The organism is Shewanella vesiculosa (genome assembly GCF_009994065.1).
GTDB lineage: Bacteria > Pseudomonadota > Gammaproteobacteria > Enterobacterales > Shewanellaceae > Shewanella > Shewanella vesiculosa.
Map to the genome: position 1 here is coordinate 144663 of NZ_JAACSD010000012.1, position 25086 is coordinate 169748.

The window sequence follows — 25086 nt, forward strand, 5'->3', positions numbered from 1 at the left end:
TGATATTAACGACTCGAGCTAAATCTGTTAAATTTATTGTTGTGACATAAACAAAACTGCCAATTGTAAATCATCTGGATGAGTCACTTTAATATTATCCACCCGACCACTGACCAACCCCGGCATAACACCAGCCCATTCCATAGCACTGGCTTCATCTGTAATAGGGGCCTGCGCCGCTAATGCTGCTGATAAATGGCGGCGTAAAATTGATGCTGGGAAAAATTGTGGGGTGAGCGCATGCCATAACAAGGTGCGATCGACAGTATTAACAATATGACCACTGGCATCACTGCGCTTCATGGTGTCACGAACCGGTGCCGCCAAAATAGCGCCTTGAGGATAAATGTTTACAGACTCAATTAATCGACTGATATCGGTTAGGGTAACACAAGGCCTGGCGGCATCATGGACAAGCGCCCACGCGTCTGGATGATGACTATAAACATAGTCTAATGCGGCTAAAACTGAGTCGGCACGCTCTCCACCACCCACAACTTGGATTAACTTAGGATGCTGAGATTGCGGTAATTGGCTGAAATAATGATCTTGTGGATGCAATGCAACAATGACTTGTTCTATTTCAGGATGAGCGAATAATGTATCTAATGTATGAGCGAGAATACTTTGTTGACCAAGCATTAAATATTGCTTAGGTTTGTCAGCACCCATGCGGCTACCAATACCTGCAGCAGGCACAATAGCAATAATAGAACGAGGATTGTTGCGCATATTAGCAGTACCAAGATTGAAAGTAATATGATTGAGGGTTATACCTGCAGTACCACATAAGGTTAACGATTAAATTGGTTGCGTTCACGCAGCTCACTGCCTACAACTCGATAAAACGTCTCGCCTTCTTTAACCATACCTAACTCGTTACGGGCACGTTCTTCAATGGCTTCTGTGCCACTTTTTAAATCAATAATTTCTTCTTTAAGGATTTGATTTCGAGCAACAAGCTTGTCATTACTTTGTTCTTGCGCCGCGATTTGCGTTTGCAAGACGACATATTCTGAAAAGTTGTTATCGCCCTGCCAAAGCCGGTACTGTAAAAGTGATAATAAACAAATCAATAAAAATATTAGTTGTTTCATAATATTAAGTTATGTCGAAGTAACCCCTAGAAAATATGACTGTTATAGTACAACAAAAAAGGCCACCAAGTGGTGGCCTTTTTAAGCTAAAGCAAAAATATTATGCTTGGCCTTTGACTTCTTTAAGACCGTTATACGGTGCTTTTGAACCTAAAGCTTCTTCAATACGCAGCAATTGGTTGTATTTAGCAACACGGTCACTACGGCTTAGTGAACCGGTTTTGATTTGACCTGCCGCGGTACCAACAGCTAAATCAGCAATCGTTGAATCTTCTGTCTCGCCGCTACGGTGAGAGATAACAACCGTAAAGCCTGCATCTTTAGCCATTTTAATTGCAGCCAAAGTTTCAGTTAATGTACCGATTTGGTTGAATTTAATCAGGATAGAGTTAGCAATACCATTATCGATACCACGCTTAAGAATTTTGGTATTGGTTACGAATAGATCATCACCGACTAATTGGATGTTATCGCCCATTAGTTTAGTTTGGTGAGCAAAACCATCCCAGTCAGACTCATCAAGACCGTCTTCGATAGAAACGATTGGGTAACGTTGCGTCAAACCTTGTAAGAAGAAGTTAAATTCTTCAGAAGTAAATTTCTTACCTTCACCTTTAAGATCGTAGATGTTTGCTTCTTTGTCGTAAAACTCAGATGCAGCACAATCCATCGCTAAGGTGATGTCTTTGCCTAACTCATATCCGGCGTTGGCAACAGCAACTTTAATTGCCGCTAGAGCCGCTTCGTTAGAGGCTAGGTTAGGTGCAAACCCACCTTCATCACCAACAGCAGTTGAGTGACCGTCAGCTTTTAATACTTTAGCTAGGCTGTGGAATACTTCTGCGCCCATACGTAAGCCTTCACGGAACGTCTTAGCGCCAACAGGCTGGATCATAAACTCTTGGATATCAACGCTGTTATCAGCATGCTCGCCACCATTGATGATGTTCATCATTGGAAGAGGCATAGAGTAAACACCTGGAGTACCGTTTAAGTCAGCAATGTGAGCATATAAAGGTACATGTTTAGCCGCAGCAGCCGCTTTAGCAACAGCAAGAGACACTGCTAAAATCGCGTTCGCGCCAAATTTTGCTTTGTTCTCTGTTCCATCCAAGTCAATCATGATTTGGTCAAGTTCAGCTTGAGCCAATGCATCTTTGCCTTTTAACGCTTCTGCGATTGGGCCATTAACAGCGGCAACAGCCTTAAGAACACCTTTACCTAGGTAACGCGCTTTGTCGCCGTCACGAAGTTCTAAAGCTTCGCGACTACCGGTCGATGCGCCAGATGGCGCTGCAGCCATACCGATAAAACCGCCTTCTAAATGCACTTCTGCTTCAACCGTTGGGTTACCACGAGAATCCATAATCTCGCGACCAATCACTTTAATAATGTTAGCCATAATTCCCTCGTACTTTGTGTAAGTAAATTAAAAAATTAAAAGAAATAAAAAGTTAATACCAATAAAAATACATACAACACTAAAAACAGCAGACTTATTGGTATATAACTTTCAGTTTTGTAATTTAAATTCGAATATCACTTAGGATAAATCGAATTAGACTTTGCATCAACTTAGTTTTGACTACTGTGATAAAAGATTGAGGCTATTATTTGATCTAACGCAAGTATCGTGCATAAAAAAGCCGCTAATGCATGCATTAGCGGCTAGTTCATTAAGCGATATCGCGTTTTTGATACGCATAAGAAGCGGCAATAAACCCTTCAAATAATGCATGACCGTCGCGTGGGGTTGAAGTGAATTCAGGATGGAATTGACTTGCCACAAACCATGGATGATTTGGTAGCTCGATCATCTCAATCAATTTACGATCAGATGATAAACCACTAAACACTAAACCGGCCTTTTCAAGACGCTCAATATAGTTGTTGTTGACTTCGTAACGGTGACGATGACGCTCAACGCAAGTTGTAGCCTTGTAGGCTTCAGCGGCTTTAGTTCCTTGTTTCAAATGACATAACTGAGCGCCTAAACGCATAGTGCCACCTAAATCAGAAGACTCATGGCGCGTTTCAACATCACCTTCTTCGTTAATCCACTCGGTAATTAATCCCACTACTGGATGAGGTGTTTGCGAGTTAAATTCAGTCGAATGTGCGCCTTCTAAACCTGCCACATGACGAGCAAATTCAATTAATGCCACTTGCATACCTAAACAAATACCAAAATACGGTAGGTTGTTTTCACGGGCAAATTTGGCAGCAAAAATCTTACCTTCAACACCACGTTCACCAAAGCCGCCTGGGACTAAAATACCGTCCAGTCCTTGTAATACTTCTTCGCCTTTAGCTTCAACGGTTTGTGAATCAATGTACTTAATGTTCACTGTCACGCGTTTTTTCAAGCCTGCATGTTTTAAGGCTTCGTTAACCGACTTGTAAGCGTCAGGTAATTCAATATATTTACCAACCATACCAATAGTCACTTCACCATTTGGATTGGCTTCTTGATAAATAACATTTTCCCACTCAGACAAATCAGCTTCGTTACATTCTAAATTAAAACGTTTGATGACCAAGTCATCTAATCCTTGTGAACGCAATAGCGCTGGGATTTTATAGATGCTATCAACGTCTTTTAACGAAATAACTGCACGTTCTTCAACGTTACAGAATAACGAAATTTTTGCTTTTTCATTCGCAGGAATAGCACGGTCGCCACGGCAAACCAACACATCTGGAGCAATACCAATAGAACGTAACTCTTTAACAGAGTGTTGCGTAGGCTTAGTTTTAATTTCACCCGCAGCGCCTAAGAATGGCACTAAGGTTAAATGCATAAATAGAGTGCGTTCACGTCCTAGCTCTGCACCTAATTGACGAATAGACTCAAGGAAAGGTAATGATTCGATATCACCTACCGTGCCACCGATTTCCACAATAGCCACATCATGGCCTTCTCCACCGGCTAACACTTTTTCTTTAATCGCGTTAGTAATGTGAGGAATAACCTGAATGGTTGCGCCTAAATAATCACCACGGCGTTCTTTACTAATCACTTCTTCGTAAATACGCCCAGTGGTAAAGTTATTACGACGATTCATTTTAGTGCGAATAAAACGCTCGTAATGACCTAAGTCAAGATCGGTTTCAGCGCCATCTTCAGTCACGAATACTTCACCGTGCTGAGTCGGGCTCATGGTACCCGGATCGACGTTAATATAGGGGTCAAGTTTCATAATGGTTACATTGAGGCCACGCGCCTCTAAAATTGCTGCGAGCGAAGCCGCTGCAATGCCTTTACCTAGTGATGAAACAACGCCACCAGTAACGAAGATATACCTTGTAGTCATGCTGAACCTGAGAAATTGTGTTGGAATAAACGTGCTTGTAAGAAAGCACTAGGACGGGGCGATATTATAGCAAAGCCACCTCGTTTCGACAAACTTAAACGCGCTAATTTTAGCTTAATTTATGTTTTCGTGTTGTTTTACACGATTCCAGTAGTGGTCTAATTGCTCTAAGCTGTGTTGCTCTATTGGTTTTCCACTTAGGGCAACACATTGTTCAACCCCTCTGAATCGCCGTTCAAATTTATGATTGGCTTGACGCAATGCTTGCTCGGGATCAACCTTTAAGTGGCGCGCAAGATTGACCACTGCAAACAATAAATCGCCCATTTCATCGACAATTCTCGGTTGATAAAAATCAGGATCTTGATGTCGTTGATTAACTTCTACCAGTACTTCATCGATTTCTTCATGTATTTTAGCCACCACAGGCTCAAGCTCGGCCCAATCGAACCCCACTTTTGCCACTCGATGTTGTATTTTTCGTGCTCGACTGAGTGCCGGTAATGCGTGAGGAATATCATCTAAAGCGGAATGCAGTTGCTTTTGCTGACGTTCTGAGGCTTTTAATTTATCCCAGGCTTGGCTTAAATCATCGGTATTGGTGATTGCCGCAGGTGCTTGGGTTTCTGGTTGGGCAAACACATGGGGATGACGACGAACCAACTTATCACTAATACGCTCAATCACTGTGGCAAAGTTAAACATGCCTTGCTCTTGGCCTAATTGACAATAAAACACCACCTGAAATAATAAATCACCCAGTTCATCAGGTAATTCCTGCCATGCTTTGCGCTCAATAGTATCCACCACCTCATAAGCTTCTTCTAAAGTAAAAGGCACTATAGTTGTAAAGTCTTGGGCAAGATCCCACGGACATCCTGATTTAGGGTCGCGCAATTGCTGCATAATGGTCAATAACGATTGAATATCTGCCACGATAGTGTCCTCTTTGAATAAGTAAAAAGGCACCTTCGTTAGAGGTGCCTTGATCGCGATAGTGTGATTATCTGTGTCTTGATTATCTGTGTCTTGATTATCTGCGAATTAACCTCTGTTAACTAAAGTCTGCGCGACTCAATCACGCCATCAACTTGGGATAACTTGGCGAGGATCCGTGATAAACCGTCTAAGTTGTACAACTCAAGTTCAACTTCTACCGTTGCGGTTTGAGTTTTCACGTCTGATGATGAACTCATGGCCATCACGTTAGACTTTTCAGCAGCCAGTACTGTGGTTAAGTCACGTAACAAACCACTACGGTCATGTGATAGCACCCTAACGCGAATTCGATAACCACCAGAGTAGTTCTCGCCCCAAATCACATCGACGCTACGTTCAGGATGAGCACGCATTAACTCTTTGACTTGCTCGCAATCGCTGCGGTGCACTGAAATTCCCCGCCCCATAGTGATGTATCCAAAAATCTCATCACCAGGTACCGGTTGGCAACAACGAGCGATATGACTCATTAAATTACCCACACCATTAACTTCAACTTGGCCTTTGCTCGATTTTTTAGGTTTATGTGACGCTTTCTTGATGATGTCTTCAAGTAAATTTTCGTCTGTGTCAGCGACCTTACGAATTTTGGTGTCAGTGAAATTAACCACTTGGTTTAAGCGCAAATCGCCGCCACCGATGGCTGCCAACATGTCATCCATTGAATTTAAATTAAAACGTTCTACCGCCACCGCGGCATCTTTGATTTTTAAGCCAACGCGGGCCAATTCAGATTCAAGCATCTCCTTACCCGCAGCAATATTTTTGTCGCGATCTTGTTGCTTAAACCAGTGTTGAATTTTTGAGCGTGAACGTGACGACTTGATATAGCCTAAATTAAGATTCAGCCAATCACGTTTGGGGTTAGGCGTTTTTGAAGTGATAATCTCAATCCGCTCGCCCGTTTCCACTTGGTAAGTGAAGGGAACTATGCGGCCATCAACCTTAGCGCCGATACATTTATGCCCCACCTGCGAGTGAATATAGTAAGCAAAATCGAGCACGGTTGAGCCTAAAGGTAAGTCAACCACTTCACCACTTGGGGTAAATACATAAACTCGATCTTCAAATACTTGGCTGCGGACTTCATCAACTAAATTACCGCTTTCGGCGACATCTTCTTGCCACTGCAGAATTTTACGCAACCAGTTAATTTTTTCTTCGTAACCCGTTTGCTTACTGTTACTGGCACCTTCTTTGTATTTCCAATGCGCAGCGACCCCAAGCTCGGAATCTTGATGCATTGCTTCGGTACGAATTTGAATTTCTACTGTTTTGCCTTCTGGGCCTACAACTACAGTATGAATCGATTGATATCCATTCGGTTTTGGATTGGCGACATAATCATCAAACTCACGAGGAATATGGTGCCAAAGATCATGCACAACCCCTAATGCGCCATAGCAATCTTGTAATCTTTCAGTGACGATACGTACGGCACGAACGTCAAAAAGCTCATCAAACTTGAGATCTTTGCCCTTCATTTTGCGCCAAATACTGTAGATATGCTTAGGACGACCGTACACTTTGGCGCGAATATCATCACTGTCTAAGCGTTGTTGTAATTGAGTCACAAATTTGTCGATAAACACTTCACGATCAAGGCGTTTACCATCTAATTGTTTGGCAATGTCTTTGTAAACCGTTGGATGCAAATAGCGAAAAGATATATCTTCCAGCTCCCACTTGAGCTGACCAATACCTAAACGATTAGCTAATGGTGCATAAATATCGGCAATTTCGCGGGCTAACAATACTCGAGTTTCTTCATCGGCGTTTTTAACCGCACGAAGCAAACATACACGCTCAGCCAATTTGATGACCACAGCGCGCACGTCTTCAACCATAGCCAATAGCATTTTGCGGATGTTATCGATTTGCGGTTCTGCATCACGGGAGTTTTGACTGACTTTTAACGCGCCGATAGCATTCATGGTGACAACACTGGCAACAAGTTTTGCAAGATTTTCACCGTATTGCTCTACAATTTGCTCTTCATTGAGCACACCTGCATCGAGTAGCAGAAATAACACCGCAGCTTGGAGGGTTTCGATGTCCATATTCAGCGGCGCTAAAATCTCAATCATTTCGCGAGCGCGCGCAAGCAACTCTGTATGAGCCAGCTTGTTTTTAACCGGTAAGGCCTCAACTTGCTGGATCAATAATAATAATTTCTGAGCATCATCTTTGTCGTCGAGATATCGAGCGACCCACTCATCTAATTGGAATGCTTGCGTGTTAAAATGTGCTTCGCGAACAGATACCATGAACCCTTCCTTAGCCGCATGACCGACTGACAGACATTCAACCATATTGCCACATGTAAAACTGTGTTTGTATGGCGCTAACAATAACTAAACGACCTATCTTGAAGCTCTACATACGTTTGTCAATTTAATCGCGTTTAGTTGAACAAATTTTTAGCATACCTAAGTTCCGATATCGCTAAAACGGCCTGTTTATTTATCTAATTCAAATAATACCATGGCTTCAATATGATGTGTTTGTGGAAACATATCCACTAATCCGACTTTAGCAATACGATAACCATTAGCTAATAATACACTACTGTCGCGAGCTAAACTTGCCGGATTGCATGAAACATAGACCACTTTTTTAGGTTGCATTTTCTGTAACCATTGTAAACTTTCGAAGGCACCGGCTCTGGCAGGATCAAGTAAGAGTTTATCAATTTTCCCCAGCCAGGGTTGCGTCGATAAATCAGCACTTAAGTCTGCATGATAAAAAGTGACGTTATCCAGTTTATTGTCGATAGCATTTTGTTTAGCTTGTTGTACCATTTCAGGCACACCTTCAACAGCGACAACCTCAGCAGCCTTCAATGCCAAAGGTAAGCTGAAATTCCCCACACCACAAAACAAATCTAAAATGCGCTCGCCTGGCTGAGGGTCTAACCACGCAATAGCTTGATCTACCATGCTCTGATTAATCGCGCCGTTAACTTGCACAAAATTACCCGGGGTAAACGAACAACGCACCGACTCCTGCGCAAGATGGTAATAAGGTAACGTCACCGCATCATGAGTTTGTAACAAGGGATATAATTGGGTCAATTGACCGGCATCATCTTGCAATAATAAGTTAACTTGATGTTTCTCAGCAAAACCCGTTAACCAACGAATATCTGACGCGGGTAACACTTTCGTCACTCTTAATACTGCAAAATTACCGTTATCCGCTTGAGTGAGTTCAACGTGCCCCAAACTTGACCGCGCTTTGAGTTGATTTAAATTAACCGCAAATGGCGTAATTAGTGCCGATAAAGACTCTGCTAATACCGGACACTGCTGAATAGAAACAATTTTATTGCTATTGGCTGCGCGAAACCCCAGCTGCAGCCGACGAGTGTTTTTATCAAATAATGTTGCCAGTCTGGCGCGTCGACGGTAATGCCAACCGTCACCAACGATAGGATCAACGACAACATCGGCCTCAATCGCTGAAGCAGTCGATGATTTACTCATAAGGTCGACTAAGGTCGTTTGTTTATGTTCGCGCTGAGCTTGTGTGTCCATGTGCTGTAAATCACAGCCGCCACATTCATAATAATGCGGACAATGAGGTTTGACTCGATGTGCAGATGCAAGCTCAATCGCAATTAACTTAGCTTTAGAGTAGCTTTTCTTTTGTTCCACAAATTGCACTGTTGCCGTTTCGCCAGGCAACACACCAGGAATAAACACCACTTTGCCTTGATGCTGTGCTATACCTGCACCTAAATGGTCAAGTTGAGTCACACTGAGGCTTAGTTTTGTTGATAATTGCTTAGATTTGTTCGGTTTAGCTTGGAAAAATTGTGCCATTTCGGCCTCAGGTATTGAATAAAAAACTAGTCAAGAGTGCGCCATCTCTGGCAATCTAGACGCAATAATCGCGATTAAGTAACAGGGACATACCTAACAAACATGAAAAGTGCCAACAATATGACCAAATACAGCCTACGCTCTTGGGTTCTGGTACTTGCGTTAGCACCCACTATTGTCGTGGGTATTCTACTTGGAAGTTATTTCACGATAAACCGCTTTTATGAATTGGAACAAACCTTAATTGAAAAAGGCAGTAACATTGTCGAACCGTTAGCGATTGCCAGTGAATTTGGCATTATTAATCAAGACCGTGAATCAACTAAACTTTTACTCGCCGCTTCACAGATAAACAATGCATCCCTAATCCTCTCCATCGCTGTTTTTGATGCCAAAAACCAACTCTTTGTGACATCGCACTATCATAAAGATTTTGAAACCATGCGTTATAAGCAACCTTTGGCTAACTTGGTTGGAACAGAGCATGAAACCATTGGCGATACCTTAGTCATTCGAGTGCCAATAATATCTCATACTGGCTTAGAACTAAAACCGGTTACCAACATCAATCGCCAGAATGACACTAATACCGATAATGCCTCGGCAAACAATGGCATGATTGCGCCGATTTACAACAACCAACAAGAAAAAATACTCGGCTATATTTCGGTATTATTAAACAAAGAAAACGCTCTGCTTGAACAGCATAGAGCAGCAATAGCCGCATTTATTATCGTGTTGATTGGCGTACAGTTTAACTTATTTTTCACTTTCCGTTTAGTCAAATACGTTAACTACCCCATTACCGAAATGGTGCGAGTTGTTGCCAAAATCCGTGAAGGTAAACTCGATACTCGCCTTGAAGGAAATCTGATTGGCGAGCTCGATCTGCTTAAACGGGGTATCAATGCAATGGCAGGATCATTGTCTGAATACCACGATGAAATGCAGCAAAACATTGATCAAGCAACCTCAGATTTACGCGAAACACTTGAACAAATTGAAATTCAGAACGTAGAACTCGATATAGCTAAGAAACGAGCGCTTGAAGCAAGCCGGATAAAATCAGAATTTTTAGCTAACATGTCGCATGAGCTTCGTACCCCACTTAATGGTGTCATAGGTTTTGCAAGACAGCTGTTAAAAACGCCACTGCATACCAGCCAGCTCGACTACATTAAAACTATTGAACGAAGTGCCAGTAATTTATTAGGGATTATCAATGACATTCTCGACTTCTCAAAACTAGAAGCCGGCAAAATGGTATTAGAGAAAATGCCATTTGCATTGCGTGAAACCCTTACCGAAACCTTGACCATTATTGCCGGAAGTGCTCAAGAAAAAGGCCTAGAATTAGTCATTGATATCGATGCCAATGTTCCTGAAAGCGTCAGTGGTGATGCCATGAGAGTGAGTCAAATTATTACCAACTTAGTCGGTAACGCCATCAAATTTACCGACAAAGGCAGTGTGATACTCAAAATCCACTTAGTGGGTCAGGACGACGATAATATTACCTTACGCTGCGAAGTTATTGATACCGGTATTGGCATTGATGAAAGTCAGCAAGAGTATCTATTTCAGGCATTTGGCCAGGCAGACTCATCGATTTCTCGCCGCTTTGGTGGCACTGGATTAGGTTTAGTCATTACCAAACGCTTAATTAACCAAATGGGCGGCCAAATAGGCTTTACCTCTGCGCCCGATAAAGGCTCAAACTTTTGGTTTATTTTACCACTGGGGATCAGTCAATTTGAAATTGGTGAAGTGCTGCCAGTGGATGTATTGCAACATAAATCAGTATTATTGTATGAACCACGAGAATTAACTCGCGACACACTTAACCGCCGCTTAGTGTCATGGCAATTAATTATCACTAGTGTTGCCAATCCCGAAAACCTAACATCGGTTTTACAAAGTAAAAACAGCAAGTTTGATTACATCATCATTAGCTGTCATGGGTTTGCAGACAACGCAGCCTTTATTCATTTGTTACAACAAGCCAGACAGCATACTGATTGCCTTATTTTATTGCATGACTGTCTAGACCAAGACATGATAATCAATGTACTAAAAGTCAATGCAGATGTATTGCTCAACACTCCGGTTAGCGATTTTACCCTAGCACATCATTTAATCTATCCTCCAATGCCGTCAACCTTAGTGGCTTTACCTGAACAAATAAACCATGAGATTAGCAAACGCCAAAATGCATCCGTATTAGCCGTTGACGACAATATGGCTAACCTAAAGCTAATTGATACCTTACTCAAAGAGTTGGTCGATAATGTGGTCACAGTCAATAACGGCGCGGATGCGATAAAACAAGCAAACACACAAGTGTTTGACTTAATCTTTATGGATATTCAAATGCCAGGCACAGATGGCATTACCGCAACCAAACAAATTCGTTCAGGATCTCTCAATCGAAATACGCCGATTATTGCCGTTACTGCACATGCTATTGCAGAAGAACGTGAGAACATATTAGCCAGTGGTATGGATGGTTTCCTTCCAAAACCTATTGATGAACTGTCACTAAAAAGCGTTATCAGTCGATGGATAATTAAACCGAAATTCACCCATTTTGATACTCATGTGCTCAATTGGGATTTATGTTTAACCCAGGCCAATCAAAAAACAGATTTAGCATTAGACATGTTAAAGATGCTAGTTAACTCATTACCTGAAACCACCGCAACGATTAATGAGGCATTAATTGCAAAAAATGCCGAGGTACTTGTGCAAGCGGTGCATAAACTGCATGGCGCAACATGTTATTGCGGTGTACCTACTACACAAAAACTGTGCCGGGATATTGAGTCAGCATTAAAGCATAAAATTGCCATTGATGACTTAGAACCTGAAATACTAGAGTTACTTGATGAGTTAACTAAGGTAGAATCAGCAGCAAATCAAGTCATAAACCAGCTATCAGTGGATATACCCCATGACCAGTAAATCCGGTTTTTTCAAACGCCTAAAAGCGTTATCGTTACCTCAGAAGCAGCTTTTTGCTTTAGCATTGTGCCAACGAATGTTGCCTAACTACCAATTATTTTCTGAAGTGTGTGAATTTGGCCAACCGCAGGTGCTCAGTACAGCCTTAGAGTTACTGTGGCAAAGCCAGTATGACAAAAAACTTAAGTTCAATATTGACGTGCATTTGCAACGCCTTGATGAAAATACCCCAGATCCTAGTGAATTTGAAGCCTATGGTGCTTACCCTGCCATGGATGCAGCAGTAGCCATTGCAACGCTAATGGGTGCTATAGACGGGAAAATTGAAGAAGATATTACTAATATTAGTAAGTTATCATCAAGCACTGTAGCAAATTACATTGAAGCAATTAGTGATGAATCATTAATGGATGAAGAACTTGATGAATTTGTATTTTCGCACCCAGTAATGGAAGAAGAAAAAGAACTACAAGGCATGTTACTCGACATTATCGAAGCTAACCCAGAAATCACCAGCGAACTGGTTAAAGGTTTACGTAAAGAGATTATCGAAGCCGGTGTGTCTAATATTGGCATTAGTCTATAGGGGCTGACTCCGATACTGCCAATAAACAACCAAGCCTGATGTTATTCAGGCTTTTTATTGAGTGTCACGCCATGAAATTTTTTATCACAGTTTCATTTTTATCCAGCCTGATAAAAAACCGATAATTGTACCTTAATCGTTAGTTATCTGGTGCAAATAGGCTCTTTCTTTGGGTTGAATGCAGTAAGTGCATTTTTACTGAACTTGAAATATTGTCATCAGCAAAAGTATTACAGGTCAGTTTGAGCCAAAAGTAAAAAATAAACACTCGTTTAACTTTAGCCTAATTGCATCCTCCTAGCAAAACGCAGTAAAGTGACCATATTGTCATTTTGTTAAGGAATTGCGTGGGATGTCCAGTATTCTTACCCCGCTAATCGCTGTATTTATCATTATGCTGCTTGGCAGTATTGTACAAAAATTGAGATTTTTGCCAGCCGACACCGATCTGATCCTCAATCAATTTGTCTACTACATTGCCTTTCCGGCAATTTTACTGATTGTATTAGCTGAAACACGCATTGAAGACATTATTCAATGGGGCTTTATTGGTGGCTTTAGTTTGGCGATGATCATTACCTATGCATTGGTGATTGCTGTGTCATTGTGGCGCAAACCTAAGCAGCAAGCCGTTGCGGCAATGCGCGCCTTAAATGCCACCTTTGGCAATACTGCATTTATTGGTATTCCATTACTGAGCTTGTTATTCCCAGGTAACAAGATCGCCTTAGTTGCCGCTGCCATTGCCAGCTTACTGTCGGTGTTTATGTTTGCCTTTGCCTTGGTCTCTATTGAACTGGCCAGCCGTGACAAAAAATCAACTGATCATGCCATCGTCATCATGGCGAATGCACTATGCAAAAATCCGATTGTACTGGGCAGCGTCATTGGTATCAGCCTATCGGCATTGCATATTACCTTACCAGAGAGTCTGGCATTAGTACTGCATCAAATAGGCAATACCTCAAGCCCTTGTGCACTATTTGCCATCGGAATGGTACTTGCTAAAGCGTTACGACATCAATCGTTCGCAAAAATGTTCAGTCTCGGACTTATAATAGAACTCAGTTTCATTAACTTACTCAAGTTATTTGTTCAGCCCTTGATTGCCTTTGGATTACTCAAATTCTTTGGCGTAGAGCATCAACTACTGATTATGGGAGTACTTTTAGCAGCCTTACCAACGGCAGCAAGCGTATATCTGTTGGCTGAACGATACCAAATTAATGCCAATGGAAGTGCTCAAGGGATTTTATATGGCACATTAATCACCTTTATCAGTTTGCCTATAATAGAAACACTTTTAAAATCCATTGCTTAATGTTCAACCGACTCTCGACGATAAAATAGTCAATAATAATTTTACCTCAACCACTTTACTGTATATAAAATCAGTATATACTGTTTATCAATACAGTGGTTTGGTCGTTTATTGACAGGAATTCATTATGCTTTGCCAACTCAGCATCAATAATTTTGCTATCGTGCGTTTTTTAGAACTCGATTTTAAAGCCGGTATGACAAGCATCACCGGCGAAACTGGTGCAGGTAAATCGATTGCAATCGATGCACTTGGGTTATGTCTTGGTAATCGTAGTGATGCCAATACTGTCAGACCTGGCGCCAGCAAAACCGAAGTGAGTGCAAGGTTTACCCTTGTCGATGTGCCTTTAGCTAAACGTTGGCTTGAAGATAGCGATCTTGATGCTGAAGATGAATGCATATTGCGTCGAACCATTAGCAGTGATGGCCGCTCAAGAGCCTACATTAATGGTAATCCAGTTCCTGTGACGCAATTAAAAGCCATCGGCCAGTTATTGATTGGTATTCACGGCCAGCATGCTCATCACGCTATGCTCAAAAGCGAACATCAATTAAACCTACTCGACAACTATGCTAATCACAAACTACTACTCGATAGTGTCAGTGCCAGCTACCAACGCTGCAAGCAAGTTGAAAACGAGCTGAAGGATCTCGAGCAAGCTCAGCATGAGCGTATTTCTCGTCAACAGTTACTCCAATATCAAGTTGAAGAGCTTAATGAATTCAACTTAGGCTTAGATGAGTTTGATGAAATAGAACAAGAACACAAACGCTTAGCCAATGGCACAGATCTAATTGAACGTTGCCAAGCGGGCTTGCATTTATTGACCGAAAATGATGATGCTAATATCGAATCACTACTCAATAAAGTGGCCACTATTGCTGATACGCTTCAAGGCTACGATGAATCACTTAGCCCGATTAGCACTATGATCAATGATGCATTAATTCAAGTACAAGAAAGCGCTAGCGAAATTGAGAGTTATTTAAGTAGTTTAGAGCTTGATCCTGAACATTTCGCCTATTTAGAAAAACGCCTATCAATGGCAATGCAATTGGCGCGCAAGCATCATGTGAGTGCTGACAAGCTAGCGCTACATCATCAAGCGCTTATGAGTGAATTAGCCGAACTTGCTGACGATGAAACTAAATTAGATGAAATAAGACAACAACTTGCAGACACCAGAAATGCTTATCTAACCAATGCACAAAAACTCAGCCAAAGCCGCAGCCGTTATGCCAAGGAATTAGATAAGTTAGTCACTCAATCTATTCATGAACTCAACATGCCTAAGGGTAAGTTTACCATTCAGATTAATCATAATCCGCACAACATTTCAGTTAATGGCTGCGATAACATTGAGTTTATGGTGACCACTAACCCAGGACAACCATTGCAACCGATCTCAAAAGTCGCCTCTGGCGGTGAGCTATCGCGCATTGGATTGGGGATTCAAGTGATCACGGCGAAAAAAGTTGCCACTCCAACATTAATATTTGATGAAGTTGATGTGGGTATTTCAGGTCCAACAGCCTCTGTCGTCGGACGCATGTTACGCAGTCTTGGCGAGTCGACCCAAGTGTTATGCGTCACCCATTTGCCGCAAGTTGCGGGTAATGGTCATCAGCACATGTTTGTGAATAAATTTAATAAAGGTGGCAACACAGAAACGACCATGCAGGCCTTGGATAAAGAGCAACGGGTGAATGAACTTGCACGTTTATTGGGTGGCGATGTCATAACCGAAAACACCTTAGCTAACGCCCGTGAACTATTGCAATAATCGTTACGCACTTATAAAAAGCAAATCAATATGTTAACGTAAAGTTAACATGGATTTACGGATAAATCATAATGATCAAAGTAATAAAGGGCTTGGGTGTTGTTGTCGGACTAATTTGCAGCTTATTAGTATTTATTGTTGTCTGTTTAGTGGCCATTAACGCTACAGACAGAACAAAGTCACCTAACACGCTTTTAGTTGAAACTTGGTTAAAACAACAATCGATTGACCCTGCTCAAAATGGTTTTGTATATTTGCAAGCTTTTAGCGGCACTATTGAGGATGTAACGGCTAAAGAAATGGCCACGACATTAAGTTTCAATGATGAAGAAAATCAACTATTAAGCGATTACAAAAAATCGTGTTATCAAACAGATGTAGTAAGCTGTAATGAATTTATTGAAAAAAATAACGATAGTATTTTACAAACAATTAAGGCACATAAAGCCAATATCACCCATTATAACAAGCTGATTGAAATGCCTTATTGGCAAGAAGATATTCAGTATTTAACACCTGAGAGTCTATTTAAATGGTTACCACTACTTAACTTACGAGCAATCAGTGAACTTAGCGTTTTAATCAACTTTGACGGGGCCACTAAACTTAATGCCAATGAGGCCTTGTTAACATTTTTAACTACAGATGCTCAATTCTGGAATATGGTTTATCACTCATCTCGCTCTATAGTCAACCATATGATTGCCGTTAGCGTCATCAAATCTCAACTTAACTTTGCCAGCACTGTAGCTAAGACACTCGATAGCGCGTTTGTAAATAAAGTCACCACTTGGCAAACACCATTCGAATTAACTAACAACGATTTTGAGAGAGTATTTTCTGGTGAATGGCAGTTTGCTCATAATGTCAGAGAACAAATGCTAATTGAAGTGCAGTCTGATGAAGTCGCCTTTTATGAAAAATGGCTAGCAGATGCTTTGTATAAGCCCACAGACAGTGACAACCTTATGGCTGAGTATATTGTAAGCTTAGTAAAGGAACCGGTTTCAACGAGCTCTGCTCACACGGTCATAAAGCCTGATTACTGCTCTCTTGACAATTATATAAAGCAATTATGGATGTCACGCTACAACCCGATTGGTAAATTATTTAACTGCACAGTTTATGAAACAGATTATAAGCAACGATTAACTAATATCAATACAGAGTTAGAGCAATTGCGCACTAATCTACTTACCGGAACATCATCTTAAAAATTCACTTCGACTGATTTTATTAAATGCCGTTAGCGAAAAAGAGCACAAATGGGCTCTTTTTTGTTTTATAAATCTTTATATAAAGTGCTTAACCCGAAATCGAGATAAAGATGAGAAGGTAATAAAAATGAACTTATTTTGCCACCTCGCGCGCTAAACTTATTATTTTAACAAGATTCAGCATCTTGCTACTGAATGCATCGATAACAAGCCTATCAACTCAGTGAGGAAAACAAAGGACTTTTTGATAGTCGTTTGTTATCCAAAATTCAGGTTACTTATAAATAATAAACCGCAAGTTGCACCCCGATTAACGAAAATACACCCGCTAATACGTCATCAATCATTATCCCAAAACCACCATGCACTTTGGCATCGAGCCACCGGATAGGCCATGGTTTAACAATGTCGAAAAAGCGAAATAGTACAAAACCAAGTGCTAACCACATAAAACCTAAAGGCGCTGCAATCATGGTAATCATCAATCCAACAACTTCATCCCATACAATAGCACCATGATCGTGCACCCCCATGTCCTTAGCAGCTTTTCCACAAATATAGAATCCAGCAAGCATGCTAATACAGGTAATGATGAGGTAATGGGTTAAGCTTAATTGTTGCATCAAAAGCACTAAAGGTATCGCAGCTAAAGTACCAAAGGTACCCGGCGCTTTTGCTGCTTTACCACTGCCAAAGCCTAGTGCCAAAAAGTGTATTGGATGTGCTAATGACAGCTTTTTAACAAATTTATCTTGGGTTAATAGTCTCATAATATTCACATTAGAAATGTACAAAGCCACGTGAAATGAGGTTAAATTCCTGGCCATCATCGACTAATTTTAATTTATCACCAGCACAGATTTGACCAATTTTAACGAATTTCACCCCAGCATGGATCAAAGCAGTATTGATTGCACCACGCTGTGACTCAGGTACAGTAAATAACAGCTCATAATCTTCCCCGCCAGTTAATGCATAACTTAAAGCATCTTCACGGCTGAGGTTGGCTTTGATTGATTTTGATAACGGAATTTTATTTACATCGATTGTCGCTCCCACTTTCGATGCAGTTAACACATGACCAATATCGGATATTAAGCCATCAGATAAATCAATAGCACTTGTTGCAAGCGTTCGCAGTGCTTGACCAGCCAAGACTCGGGGTGTGGGGTAATAATGTCGATTAATCAGGTATTCTTTATCTTCAGTATTGACGCTTTGGGCACCTCTGAGAATATCAAGACCTAAGGCTGAGTCACCTAAAGTACCAGTGACATATATCCAATCGCCATTTTTGGCACCAGCACGAGTCAACGCAGTGCCTTTTATCACTTGGCCATTAATGGTGATACTGATACTGCGCGGTCCCCGAGTGGTATCGCCGCCGATTAAGGCTATACCGTAGTATTCGGCAATCTCAAATAAGCCTTCACTAAAGCTGGCTAACCAGGGTTGATCAACGCTAGGTAGTGTGAGAGCTAAGGTAAACCAAGCAGGTTCCGCCCCCATAGCAGCAAGATCAGAAAGATTAACCGCTAACGATTTGTACCCTAAAGCATGGGCGGGGATGTCGGCTAAAAAATGAACTCCCTCAACGAGAGTATCACAAGAAATCGCAATGGATTTATTGTCTGCAGGATTCACTAACGCACAGTCATCGCCGATGCTTAATTCAACATCGCGCCTTTTTTGGCCTTTATTGCGGAAGTAATGTTCAATGAGTTGGAATTCTTTCACATTCAGTCTGGTACGGTAAACCGTCCACCTTAATTTTGAAACCATTAACAACAAATGAAAACGGTATCCGAAGATACCGTTCTGGTGTTACTTATGCTTCACTAACTTATCAAGCAAGCCGTTAACAAATTTGTGACTATCTTCAGCACCAAACGCTTTCGCTAACTCGATACCTTCGTTAATCGCCACTTTAAACGGCACATCTTTACGGAAGGTCAACTCGTAAGTTGCCAGACGCACAATGGCTTTTTCTACTGGTGACACTTCTTCAAAATTACGATCAAGATGCGGCTTTAATAGCTCATCAATTTGCGATGTTTTTGATGCTACACCAGTTAACAACTCACGAAAATAAGCGACATCAACACCGTCAGTGTTCTGTTCAGTTAAAAACTCATGTTCTACGTCAGCAACTTTGTTTTTACTTAACTGCCATGAATAAATGGCTTGAACGGCTAAACGGCGGGCCTTACGGCGCTCTGAAGGTTTCATACTTTTCCTACTATTACAGCTGTTGTTCTAGTTGTTGCAGTACATTAACCATTTCAAGCAAACTAAGGGCTGCTTCGCCACCTTTATTGCCTGCTTTAGTACCTGAGCGCTCAATAGCTTGCTCAATGGTATCTGTGGTTAATACACCAAATGAAACAGGAAGATCATACTCTAATGCAACTTGTGCAAGACCTTTATTACATTCACCAGCAACAAATTCAAAATGAGGTGTTCCGCCACGAATGACAGCACCTAATGCAATGATACCGTCAAACTTGCCACTTGCTGCAACACGCTTTGCGGCAAGGGGTAATTCAACTGCACCAGGGACGCGAACAACAGTAATGTTGTCGTCACTAACCTGGCCAAAACGCTTTAATGTGTCTATTGCACCATCAAGCAGACTTTCAACTAAAAAGCTATTGAATCGCGAGATCACGATCGCCACTTTGGCATTTTTCGCTTCGATATTACCTTGAACTACGTTCATTCTATCTTACCTAAATTAGCTAAAGCACCCGGCTCGGGGCAAAAAGAGGCGTTATAATATCACAGCCAAAAGCCCTGAGCGCTATGCAATTAATGAAATTGTTAAATTTACCACGAGCTAAAATTATTCAGCTATATAATCAGTCACTTCTAAACCGAAACCCGACAGTGAATGGTAACGTTTTGGTGAGCTTAATAAGCGCATAGTCGTAACACCTAAACTCGACAGAATTTGCGAGCCTACGCCAACACGACGAGATGTTCCTTGCCACATTGCTGGCGCTGGAGATTGACCATTGTCTTCAGCTTCGAACGCTTTGACTTTGGCCAATAAGTTACTTGTATGTTCATCATTACCCAGCAACACTAAAACACCACCTTCTAAAGCAATTCTTTCCATGGCTTTTTCTAATGGCCAACTGCGCTTTTGATCACGTTCAGAATGCAGTAAATCATTGAAGGTGTTTTGTAAATGAACACGCACCAAACAATTTGATTTTACTTCATCTTTAATCAAGGCGTAATGTAATTGATTATCGATAGTGTCTCTGAAGGTCACCATAGTAAACTCACCAAAACGAGTGGGTAATTTACACTGAGCTTCGCGAACAACTGTGGTTTCGTTGGTATTACGGTACTCAATCAAGTCGGCAATAGTGCCTATTTTAATGCCATGTTTTTCACTGAATATTTCTAAATCCGGACAGCGAGCCATAGTGCCATCTTCGTTTAATATTTCAACAATCACGCCTGACGGTTCACATCCGGCTAAGCGCGCTAAATCGCAACCCGCTTCGGTATGGCCAGCACGAGTTAATACCCCGCCTTCTTGCGCCATCAATGGAAAAATATGTCCAGGCTGAACTAAATCAGAGGCTTTAGCATCTTTAGCAACGGCAGCTTGAACTGTTACAGCACGATCATGGGCTGAAATACCTGTGGTCACCCCAGTTGCGGCTTCAATTGAAACCGTAAAATTAGTTGAAAACTGGGCGTTATTGTTGGTCACCATTAAAGGTAAGTTAAGCTGCTGACAACGCTCTTTGGTCATGGTTTGGCAAATTAATCCGCGGCCATAAGTGGCCATGAAGTTGATTGCAGCTGGCGTCACTTTATCAGCGGCCATAATCAAATCACCTTCATTCTCTCTGTCTTCATCATCCATCAAGATAACCATCTTGCCTTGACGAATATCTTCAATGATTTCTTCTATGCTATGTAGCGCCATTGTCAGACCTTTATTGATTAAGTATTCGATTTAAACCTTAGGCATTAAATCTGTTTATACCGTGTGTTTTTACACTTCTGGTACTGGGTACGAATGATATTTTACGGCAACAACTAACGCAAAAAACCTGATTTAGCGAGTAATTCCATGGTCACGCCCGATGAAGGCTGTGCATGGTGAGCTTCTGGTTGCATTAATCGTTCTAAATAACGGGCAATTAAATCCACTTCAATGTTAACGCTATCACCGACTTTCAAATGCACCAGCGTAGTTTCGCCCGCAGTATGAGGCACTATGGTTAATCTGAAGCGATGACCATCTACTTCATTGACGGTTAAACTAACACCGTCAATGGTAATCGAACCTTTGTGAGCGATGTAACGACTTAATTGCGCTGGTGTTGATAACCAAAACTCAAGCGCTTTACCTCGATAAGCACATTGCTCTACTTTTGCGATGCCATCCACGTGGCCGCTGACCATGTGCCCACCCAACCTTGTGGTTGGCGTAACCGCTTTTTCAAGATTAACCTTTTGGCCGACTTGATAATGACTAAAACCGGTTAACGCGACAGTTTCAGCTGATATATCAGCAATATAACCATCACCTAAACGTTCAACAACCGTTAAACACACACCATTAGTCGCAATGCTGTCACCTAGCTTTACATCGGTTAAATCTAGCTTACCGCTAGCAACCGTTAAGCGAATATCGTCACCTTTTCGATCAATTTTACGTAATGTGCCAAGGGCTTCGATTATCCCAGTAAACATAATGACTCACTTTTTGCTTATAAACTTTGCTCTTGCTCGGGTTTTCGCCTAAGCACTCGCACATTAATACGATTGATTATATCTAAGGATATATCGCTTATCTTGTCCAATGCTACGCTCATCAATTAATTGCAACGACGGTGTTTGATCCATCGCACTGTAATCGGGTAGCTGCAACATATTACGTCCATGGCTGCCTAAAAGTTTAGCTGCCTGATAAAGCACTACTTCATCAGCGAGACCTTGAGCAACAAATGCGCCGGCTAACGTTGCCCCAGCTTCAACTAATACGCTATTGCTATGCTGACCTAAATACGTTAGCAAAGCTAACAAAGGGATTCTACCTGACGAGTCACACTCTAATTGCAGAAAATCAACGTGCTGTGGAAAGTCAATTTTGACCTTGTCAGAATATGCACAGCCTGAAACCAGTAAAATAGGACTTTGAATCGAAAATAACTGCTGGGCTGACGTTAATCTAGCTTGGCTATCAAGCACCACCCTTAAAGGCTGGAATATGTCTTCTTGCGTATGACAAGTGGTTAATTCACCGAGCGCTTCATAACGGACATTTAAGCTAGGGTCATCAACAAGAATAGTTTCAACCCCAGTGATTAATGCGCAATGCCTGGCTCGGTACTTTTGCACATCAGCCCTGGCAGCGTCACCGGTAATCCACTTTGACACTCCATTCGACAGGGCTGTTTTACCGTCTAAACTGGCGGCTATTTTCACTGTCACCCAAGGCAAGCCAGTTTTCATCCGCTTCATGAAACCCAAATTTAGCGCATAAGCTTGCTCTGTCAGTAATCCGATATCAACTTGAATACCTGCATCACGTAACATGCTGATACCGCGGCCAGCAACCTGTGGATTGGCATCGGTAACAGCAATAACAACTCGAGCGACCTTGGCATTAATTAAGCCTAAAGCACAAGGTGGTGTGCGGCCGTAATGGCTACACGGCTCAAGAGTGACATAGGCGGTAGCATCTTGTGCCGAAAAGCCATTATCGCGAACCATTTTAAGCGCATTGACTTCGGCGTGGCCTTGGCCTGCACGCTGGTGATAACCTTCACCGATAATCTGACCATTGGCGACAATGACGCAACCAACACAAGGATTTGGCCGAGTGGTATAACGACCTTTCTCGGCGAGTGCTATCGCACGGCTCATCATTTGAGTGTCGAAGGTAGAAAAGTTAGCCATATTAGGTAATCTCTTATTGCTCAGATGCCGTCATAAAAGGATGATATTTGTCGCCATTACTTTTGTAATTTGGCAATGGCCTCACCAAATTGTGATACATCTTCAAATGCTCGATAAACTGATGCAAAGCGGATATAAGCCACTTTATCAAGGTTCATCAACTGTTCCATCATAAGATTACCAATCATTTCAGAATTAACTTCGCGTTCGCCCGTTGCGCGCAGCGTTGATTTGATTTTAGTCAATGCTTGTTCAATTTCATCGATTGAAACAGGACGTTTTTCAACGGCACGCAGCATGCCGCCACGGAGCTTTTCTTCATCAAAGGGTTGCCGAGTACCGTCACGTTTAATCACTCTGGGCATCACTAATTCTGCCCCCTCAAAGGTAGTGAAACGCTCATGGCATTCGGTACATTCCCGGCGGCGACGAACTTGGTGACCATCAGCCACTAATCGAGAATCTATAACTTTGGTATCGGTCGCGCTACAAAAAGGGCAATGCATTGAGCCTCCTGCAGAAAAAAACAAAATGGCCGCTAACAATTAGCGGCCATTAAAGTTTATCCTATTTGTTGAGCAAGGTTAACCTAAACCTTTTCAACAGGCATCAAGAGACGATTAACCGTATACAGGGAATCGAGCACATAATGCCAACACTTGAGCTTTCACTCGTTCAGCCACTTCGCCGTTAGATGCATCATCAAGAATGTCACAAATCCAGCCAGTTAACTCTTTCGCTTCTGCTTCTTTAAAGCCACGACGAGTAATTGCCGGTGTTCCAATACGAACACCAGAGGTGACGAACGGTGAACGTGGATCATCAGGTACTGAGTTTTTGTTCACGGTAATGTTGGCATTGCCCAATGCAGCATCTGCTTCTTTACCCGTTAAATCACGGCCAATTAAATCAACCAACATTAAATGGTTTTCTGTACCGCCAGAAACAATTTTGTAACCACGATCTAAAAACACACTTACCATAGCTTTGGCATTTTTAACAACTTGCTGTTGATATACTTTAAACTCTGGCTCTAATGCTTCTTTAAATGCAACCGCTTTACCGGCGATAACATGCATTAAAGGGCCACCTTGGCCACCAGGGAATACCGCTGAGTTCAACTTTTTATATAAGTCTTCATCATTAGCAGCAGAAATAATAATACCGCCACGTGGACCAGCCAATGTTTTATGGGTTGTTGAGGTCACAACGTGTGCATGAGGCACGGGCGTTGGATAAACATCTGCAGCCACTAAGCCAGCAACGTGAGCCATATCAACAAGCAAATAAGCACCAACTTTATCAGCAATTTCACGCATTTTAGCCCAATCGACTATGCCTGAAAATGCCGAAAAACCGCCGATCATCATCTTAGGCTTGTGCTCAATAGCTAAGCGTTCCATTTCGTCATAGTCAATTTTACCTGACTCGTCGATGCCGTAAGGAATGATGTTGTAAAGCTTGCCGGAAAAGTTAACTGGTGAACCGTGAGTTAAGTGACCGCCGTGGGCTAAGTTCATACCTAATACAGTGTCACCTGGCTTTAATAGCGCCATAAATACCGCACTGTTAGCTTGTGAACCAGAATGAGGCTGCACGTTGGCATATGTGGCACCAAATAATTCTTTTGCGCGTTCAATCGCTAATGTTTCAACCACATCAACGTATTCGCACCCACCATAGTAACGCTTACCTGGATAACCTTCAGCATACTTGTTAGTTAACTGAGAACCTTGCGCTTCCATCACACGTGGACTGGTATAGTTTTCAGATGCAATCAATTCAATGTGTTCTTCTTGACGACAAGTTTCATCTTCAATGGCTTTAAATAATTCTGGATCATAATCCGCAATATTCATCGCTTTCTTCAACATGGTAGCTCCAACATCATTATCTATATAGTAGGGTTGCGGCGTATTCTACTCTGCAACGATAATGATTTACAGTATAAACAACATGAAATTCACTGTGTTCTGAATACAAAACGATTCATGTTTATGCCAATAGACTGGCAAATTTTAGATCTTATGTGGCCGAAAAAACACTCAGGAGT

Annotated in this window: 21 protein-coding genes; 5 read left to right on the forward strand and 16 right to left on the reverse strand. The window is 41.8% G+C overall.

Annotated elements, in window-relative coordinates:
* Nucleotides 1-33: 33 nt before the first annotated feature.
* The 7 genes from ispD to rlmD form a co-directional block, all read right to left on the reverse strand.
* Entirely contained in the window at nucleotides 34-732 is a 699-nt protein-coding gene (ispD, locus tag GW828_RS14075; protein WP_182722027.1) for a 2-C-methyl-D-erythritol 4-phosphate cytidylyltransferase, read from the reverse strand.
* A 62-nt stretch (nucleotides 733-794) separates the two neighbouring features.
* Nucleotides 795-1097 carry a cell division protein FtsB gene (gene ftsB, locus GW828_RS14080; protein ID WP_124017582.1) on the reverse strand — a complete coding sequence of 101 codons (303 nt, stop codon included), beginning with the start codon at nucleotides 1095-1097 and terminating at the stop codon, nucleotides 795-797.
* 100 nt (nucleotides 1098-1197) lie between these two features.
* Entirely contained in the window at nucleotides 1198-2499 is a 1302-nt protein-coding gene (eno, locus tag GW828_RS14085) for a phosphopyruvate hydratase (RefSeq protein ID WP_182722028.1), read from the reverse strand.
* A gap of 274 nt (nucleotides 2500-2773) precedes the next feature.
* Nucleotides 2774-4411: a CTP synthase gene (locus GW828_RS14090; protein ID WP_124017584.1), complete on the reverse strand. Its 1638-nt coding sequence runs from the start codon at nucleotides 4409-4411 to the stop codon at nucleotides 2774-2776.
* Between the two features lie 114 nt (nucleotides 4412-4525).
* Complete coding sequence (gene mazG / locus GW828_RS14095; protein WP_273057998.1) at nucleotides 4526-5347, reverse strand: nucleoside triphosphate pyrophosphohydrolase; 822 nt, start codon at nucleotides 5345-5347, stop codon at nucleotides 4526-4528.
* 122 nt (nucleotides 5348-5469) lie between these two features.
* Nucleotides 5470-7677, reverse strand: coding sequence for a GTP diphosphokinase (gene relA, locus GW828_RS14100; protein ID WP_182697896.1), 2208 nt, complete (start codon nucleotides 7675-7677; stop codon nucleotides 5470-5472).
* A gap of 192 nt (nucleotides 7678-7869) precedes the next feature.
* Nucleotides 7870-9234, reverse strand: coding sequence for a 23S rRNA (uracil(1939)-C(5))-methyltransferase RlmD (rlmD, locus tag GW828_RS14105; RefSeq protein WP_273058000.1), 1365 nt, complete (start codon nucleotides 9232-9234; stop codon nucleotides 7870-7872).
* A gap of 102 nt (nucleotides 9235-9336) precedes the next feature.
* On the opposite strand from rlmD, the gene barA reads away from it, so the two are divergent.
* The 5 genes from barA (at nucleotide 9337) to GW828_RS14130 (ending at nucleotide 17102) form a co-directional block, all read left to right on the forward strand.
* Nucleotides 9337-12195: a two-component sensor histidine kinase BarA gene (gene barA / locus GW828_RS14110; protein ID WP_273058001.1), complete on the forward strand. Its 2859-nt coding sequence runs from the start codon at nucleotides 9337-9339 to the stop codon at nucleotides 12193-12195.
* The gene (locus tag GW828_RS14115; RefSeq protein ID WP_124017589.1) at nucleotides 12185-12781 is read left to right on the forward strand and encodes a YjaG family protein; all 597 of its coding nucleotides are present in this window, start codon (nucleotides 12185-12187) and stop codon (nucleotides 12779-12781) included. The genes barA and GW828_RS14115 overlap by 11 nt, the downstream gene beginning before the upstream one ends.
* 352 nt (nucleotides 12782-13133) lie before the next feature.
* Nucleotides 13134-14102, forward strand: coding sequence for an AEC family transporter (locus GW828_RS14120; RefSeq protein ID WP_124017590.1), 969 nt, complete (start codon nucleotides 13134-13136; stop codon nucleotides 14100-14102).
* Between the two features lie 127 nt (nucleotides 14103-14229).
* On the forward strand, nucleotides 14230-15888 hold the full coding sequence (recN, locus tag GW828_RS14125) for a DNA repair protein RecN (protein WP_273058002.1): 1659 nt from the start codon (nucleotides 14230-14232) through the stop codon (nucleotides 15886-15888).
* A gap of 71 nt (nucleotides 15889-15959) precedes the next feature.
* Nucleotides 15960-17102 carry a hypothetical protein gene (locus tag GW828_RS14130; protein WP_273058003.1) on the forward strand — a complete coding sequence of 381 codons (1143 nt, stop codon included), beginning with the start codon at nucleotides 15960-15962 and terminating at the stop codon, nucleotides 17100-17102.
* A 281-nt stretch (nucleotides 17103-17383) separates the two neighbouring features.
* On the opposite strand, the gene GW828_RS14135 is transcribed toward GW828_RS14130, so the two are convergent.
* The 9 genes from GW828_RS14135 to glyA form a co-directional block, all read right to left on the reverse strand.
* Nucleotides 17384-17875 carry a phosphatidylglycerophosphatase A family protein gene (locus tag GW828_RS14135; protein ID WP_182722034.1) on the reverse strand — a complete coding sequence of 164 codons (492 nt, stop codon included), beginning with the start codon at nucleotides 17873-17875 and terminating at the stop codon, nucleotides 17384-17386.
* A 10-nt stretch (nucleotides 17876-17885) separates the two neighbouring features.
* Complete coding sequence (gene thiL / locus GW828_RS14140) at nucleotides 17886-18842, reverse strand: thiamine-phosphate kinase (RefSeq protein ID WP_165870152.1); 957 nt, start codon at nucleotides 18840-18842, stop codon at nucleotides 17886-17888.
* An 87-nt stretch (nucleotides 18843-18929) separates the two neighbouring features.
* Nucleotides 18930-19334 carry a transcription antitermination factor NusB gene (nusB, locus tag GW828_RS14145; RefSeq protein ID WP_101085664.1) on the reverse strand — a complete coding sequence of 135 codons (405 nt, stop codon included), beginning with the start codon at nucleotides 19332-19334 and terminating at the stop codon, nucleotides 18930-18932.
* 13 nt (nucleotides 19335-19347) lie between these two features.
* On the reverse strand, nucleotides 19348-19824 hold the full coding sequence (gene ribH / locus GW828_RS14150) for a 6,7-dimethyl-8-ribityllumazine synthase (protein ID WP_011636512.1): 477 nt from the start codon (nucleotides 19822-19824) through the stop codon (nucleotides 19348-19350).
* 123 nt (nucleotides 19825-19947) lie between these two features.
* Complete coding sequence (gene ribBA, locus GW828_RS14155) at nucleotides 19948-21051, reverse strand: bifunctional 3,4-dihydroxy-2-butanone-4-phosphate synthase/GTP cyclohydrolase II (protein WP_124017595.1); 1104 nt, start codon at nucleotides 21049-21051, stop codon at nucleotides 19948-19950.
* 113 nt (nucleotides 21052-21164) lie between these two features.
* The gene (locus tag GW828_RS14160; RefSeq protein ID WP_124017596.1) at nucleotides 21165-21824 is read right to left on the reverse strand and encodes a riboflavin synthase; all 660 of its coding nucleotides are present in this window, start codon (nucleotides 21822-21824) and stop codon (nucleotides 21165-21167) included.
* Between the two features lie 63 nt (nucleotides 21825-21887).
* Nucleotides 21888-23033, reverse strand: coding sequence for a bifunctional diaminohydroxyphosphoribosylaminopyrimidine deaminase/5-amino-6-(5-phosphoribosylamino)uracil reductase RibD (gene ribD, locus GW828_RS14165; RefSeq protein WP_182754867.1), 1146 nt, complete (start codon nucleotides 23031-23033; stop codon nucleotides 21888-21890).
* 56 nt (nucleotides 23034-23089) lie between these two features.
* Nucleotides 23090-23539 carry a transcriptional regulator NrdR gene (gene nrdR, locus GW828_RS14170; RefSeq protein WP_124017598.1) on the reverse strand — a complete coding sequence of 150 codons (450 nt, stop codon included), beginning with the start codon at nucleotides 23537-23539 and terminating at the stop codon, nucleotides 23090-23092.
* 114 nt (nucleotides 23540-23653) lie between these two features.
* Nucleotides 23654-24907 carry a serine hydroxymethyltransferase gene (gene glyA / locus GW828_RS14175; protein ID WP_273058004.1) on the reverse strand — a complete coding sequence of 418 codons (1254 nt, stop codon included), beginning with the start codon at nucleotides 24905-24907 and terminating at the stop codon, nucleotides 23654-23656.
* Nucleotides 24908-25086 lie beyond the last annotated feature (179 nt).

Coding starts and splice junctions, on each gene's coding strand:
- ispD (WP_182722027.1), bottom strand. CDS start 732: ATGCGCAACAATCCTCGTTCTATTATTGCTATTGTGCCTGCTGCAGGT.
- ftsB (WP_124017582.1), bottom strand. CDS start 1,097: ATGAAACAACTAATATTTTTATTGATTTGTTTATTATCACTTTTACAG.
- eno (WP_182722028.1), bottom strand. CDS start 2,499: ATGGCTAACATTATTAAAGTGATTGGTCGCGAGATTATGGATTCTCGT.
- GW828_RS14090 (WP_124017584.1), bottom strand. CDS start 4,411: ATGACTACAAGGTATATCTTCGTTACTGGTGGCGTTGTTTCATCACTA.
- relA (WP_182697896.1), bottom strand. CDS start 7,677: ATGGTATCTGTTCGCGAAGCACATTTTAACACGCAAGCATTCCAATTA.
- rlmD (WP_273058000.1), bottom strand. CDS start 9,234: ATGGCACAATTTTTCCAAGCTAAACCGAACAAATCTAAGCAATTATCA.
- barA (WP_273058001.1), top strand. CDS start 9,337: ATGAAAAGTGCCAACAATATGACCAAATACAGCCTACGCTCTTGGGTT.
- GW828_RS14115 (WP_124017589.1), top strand. CDS start 12,185: ATGACCAGTAAATCCGGTTTTTTCAAACGCCTAAAAGCGTTATCGTTA.
- GW828_RS14120 (WP_124017590.1), top strand. CDS start 13,134: ATGTCCAGTATTCTTACCCCGCTAATCGCTGTATTTATCATTATGCTG.
- recN (WP_273058002.1), top strand. CDS start 14,230: ATGCTTTGCCAACTCAGCATCAATAATTTTGCTATCGTGCGTTTTTTA.
- GW828_RS14130 (WP_273058003.1), top strand. CDS start 15,960: ATGATCAAAGTAATAAAGGGCTTGGGTGTTGTTGTCGGACTAATTTGC.
- GW828_RS14135 (WP_182722034.1), bottom strand. CDS start 17,875: ATGAGACTATTAACCCAAGATAAATTTGTTAAAAAGCTGTCATTAGCA.
- nusB (WP_101085664.1), bottom strand. CDS start 19,334: ATGAAACCTTCAGAGCGCCGTAAGGCCCGCCGTTTAGCCGTTCAAGCC.
- ribH (WP_011636512.1), bottom strand. CDS start 19,824: ATGAACGTAGTTCAAGGTAATATCGAAGCGAAAAATGCCAAAGTGGCG.
- ribBA (WP_124017595.1), bottom strand. CDS start 21,051: ATGGCGCTACATAGCATAGAAGAAATCATTGAAGATATTCGTCAAGGC.
- GW828_RS14160 (WP_124017596.1), bottom strand. CDS start 21,824: ATGTTTACTGGGATAATCGAAGCCCTTGGCACATTACGTAAAATTGAT.
- ribD (WP_182754867.1), bottom strand. CDS start 23,033: ATGGCTAACTTTTCTACCTTCGACACTCAAATGATGAGCCGTGCGATA.
- nrdR (WP_124017598.1), bottom strand. CDS start 23,539: ATGCATTGCCCTTTTTGTAGCGCGACCGATACCAAAGTTATAGATTCT.
- glyA (WP_273058004.1), bottom strand. CDS start 24,907: ATGTTGAAGAAAGCGATGAATATTGCGGATTATGATCCAGAATTATTT.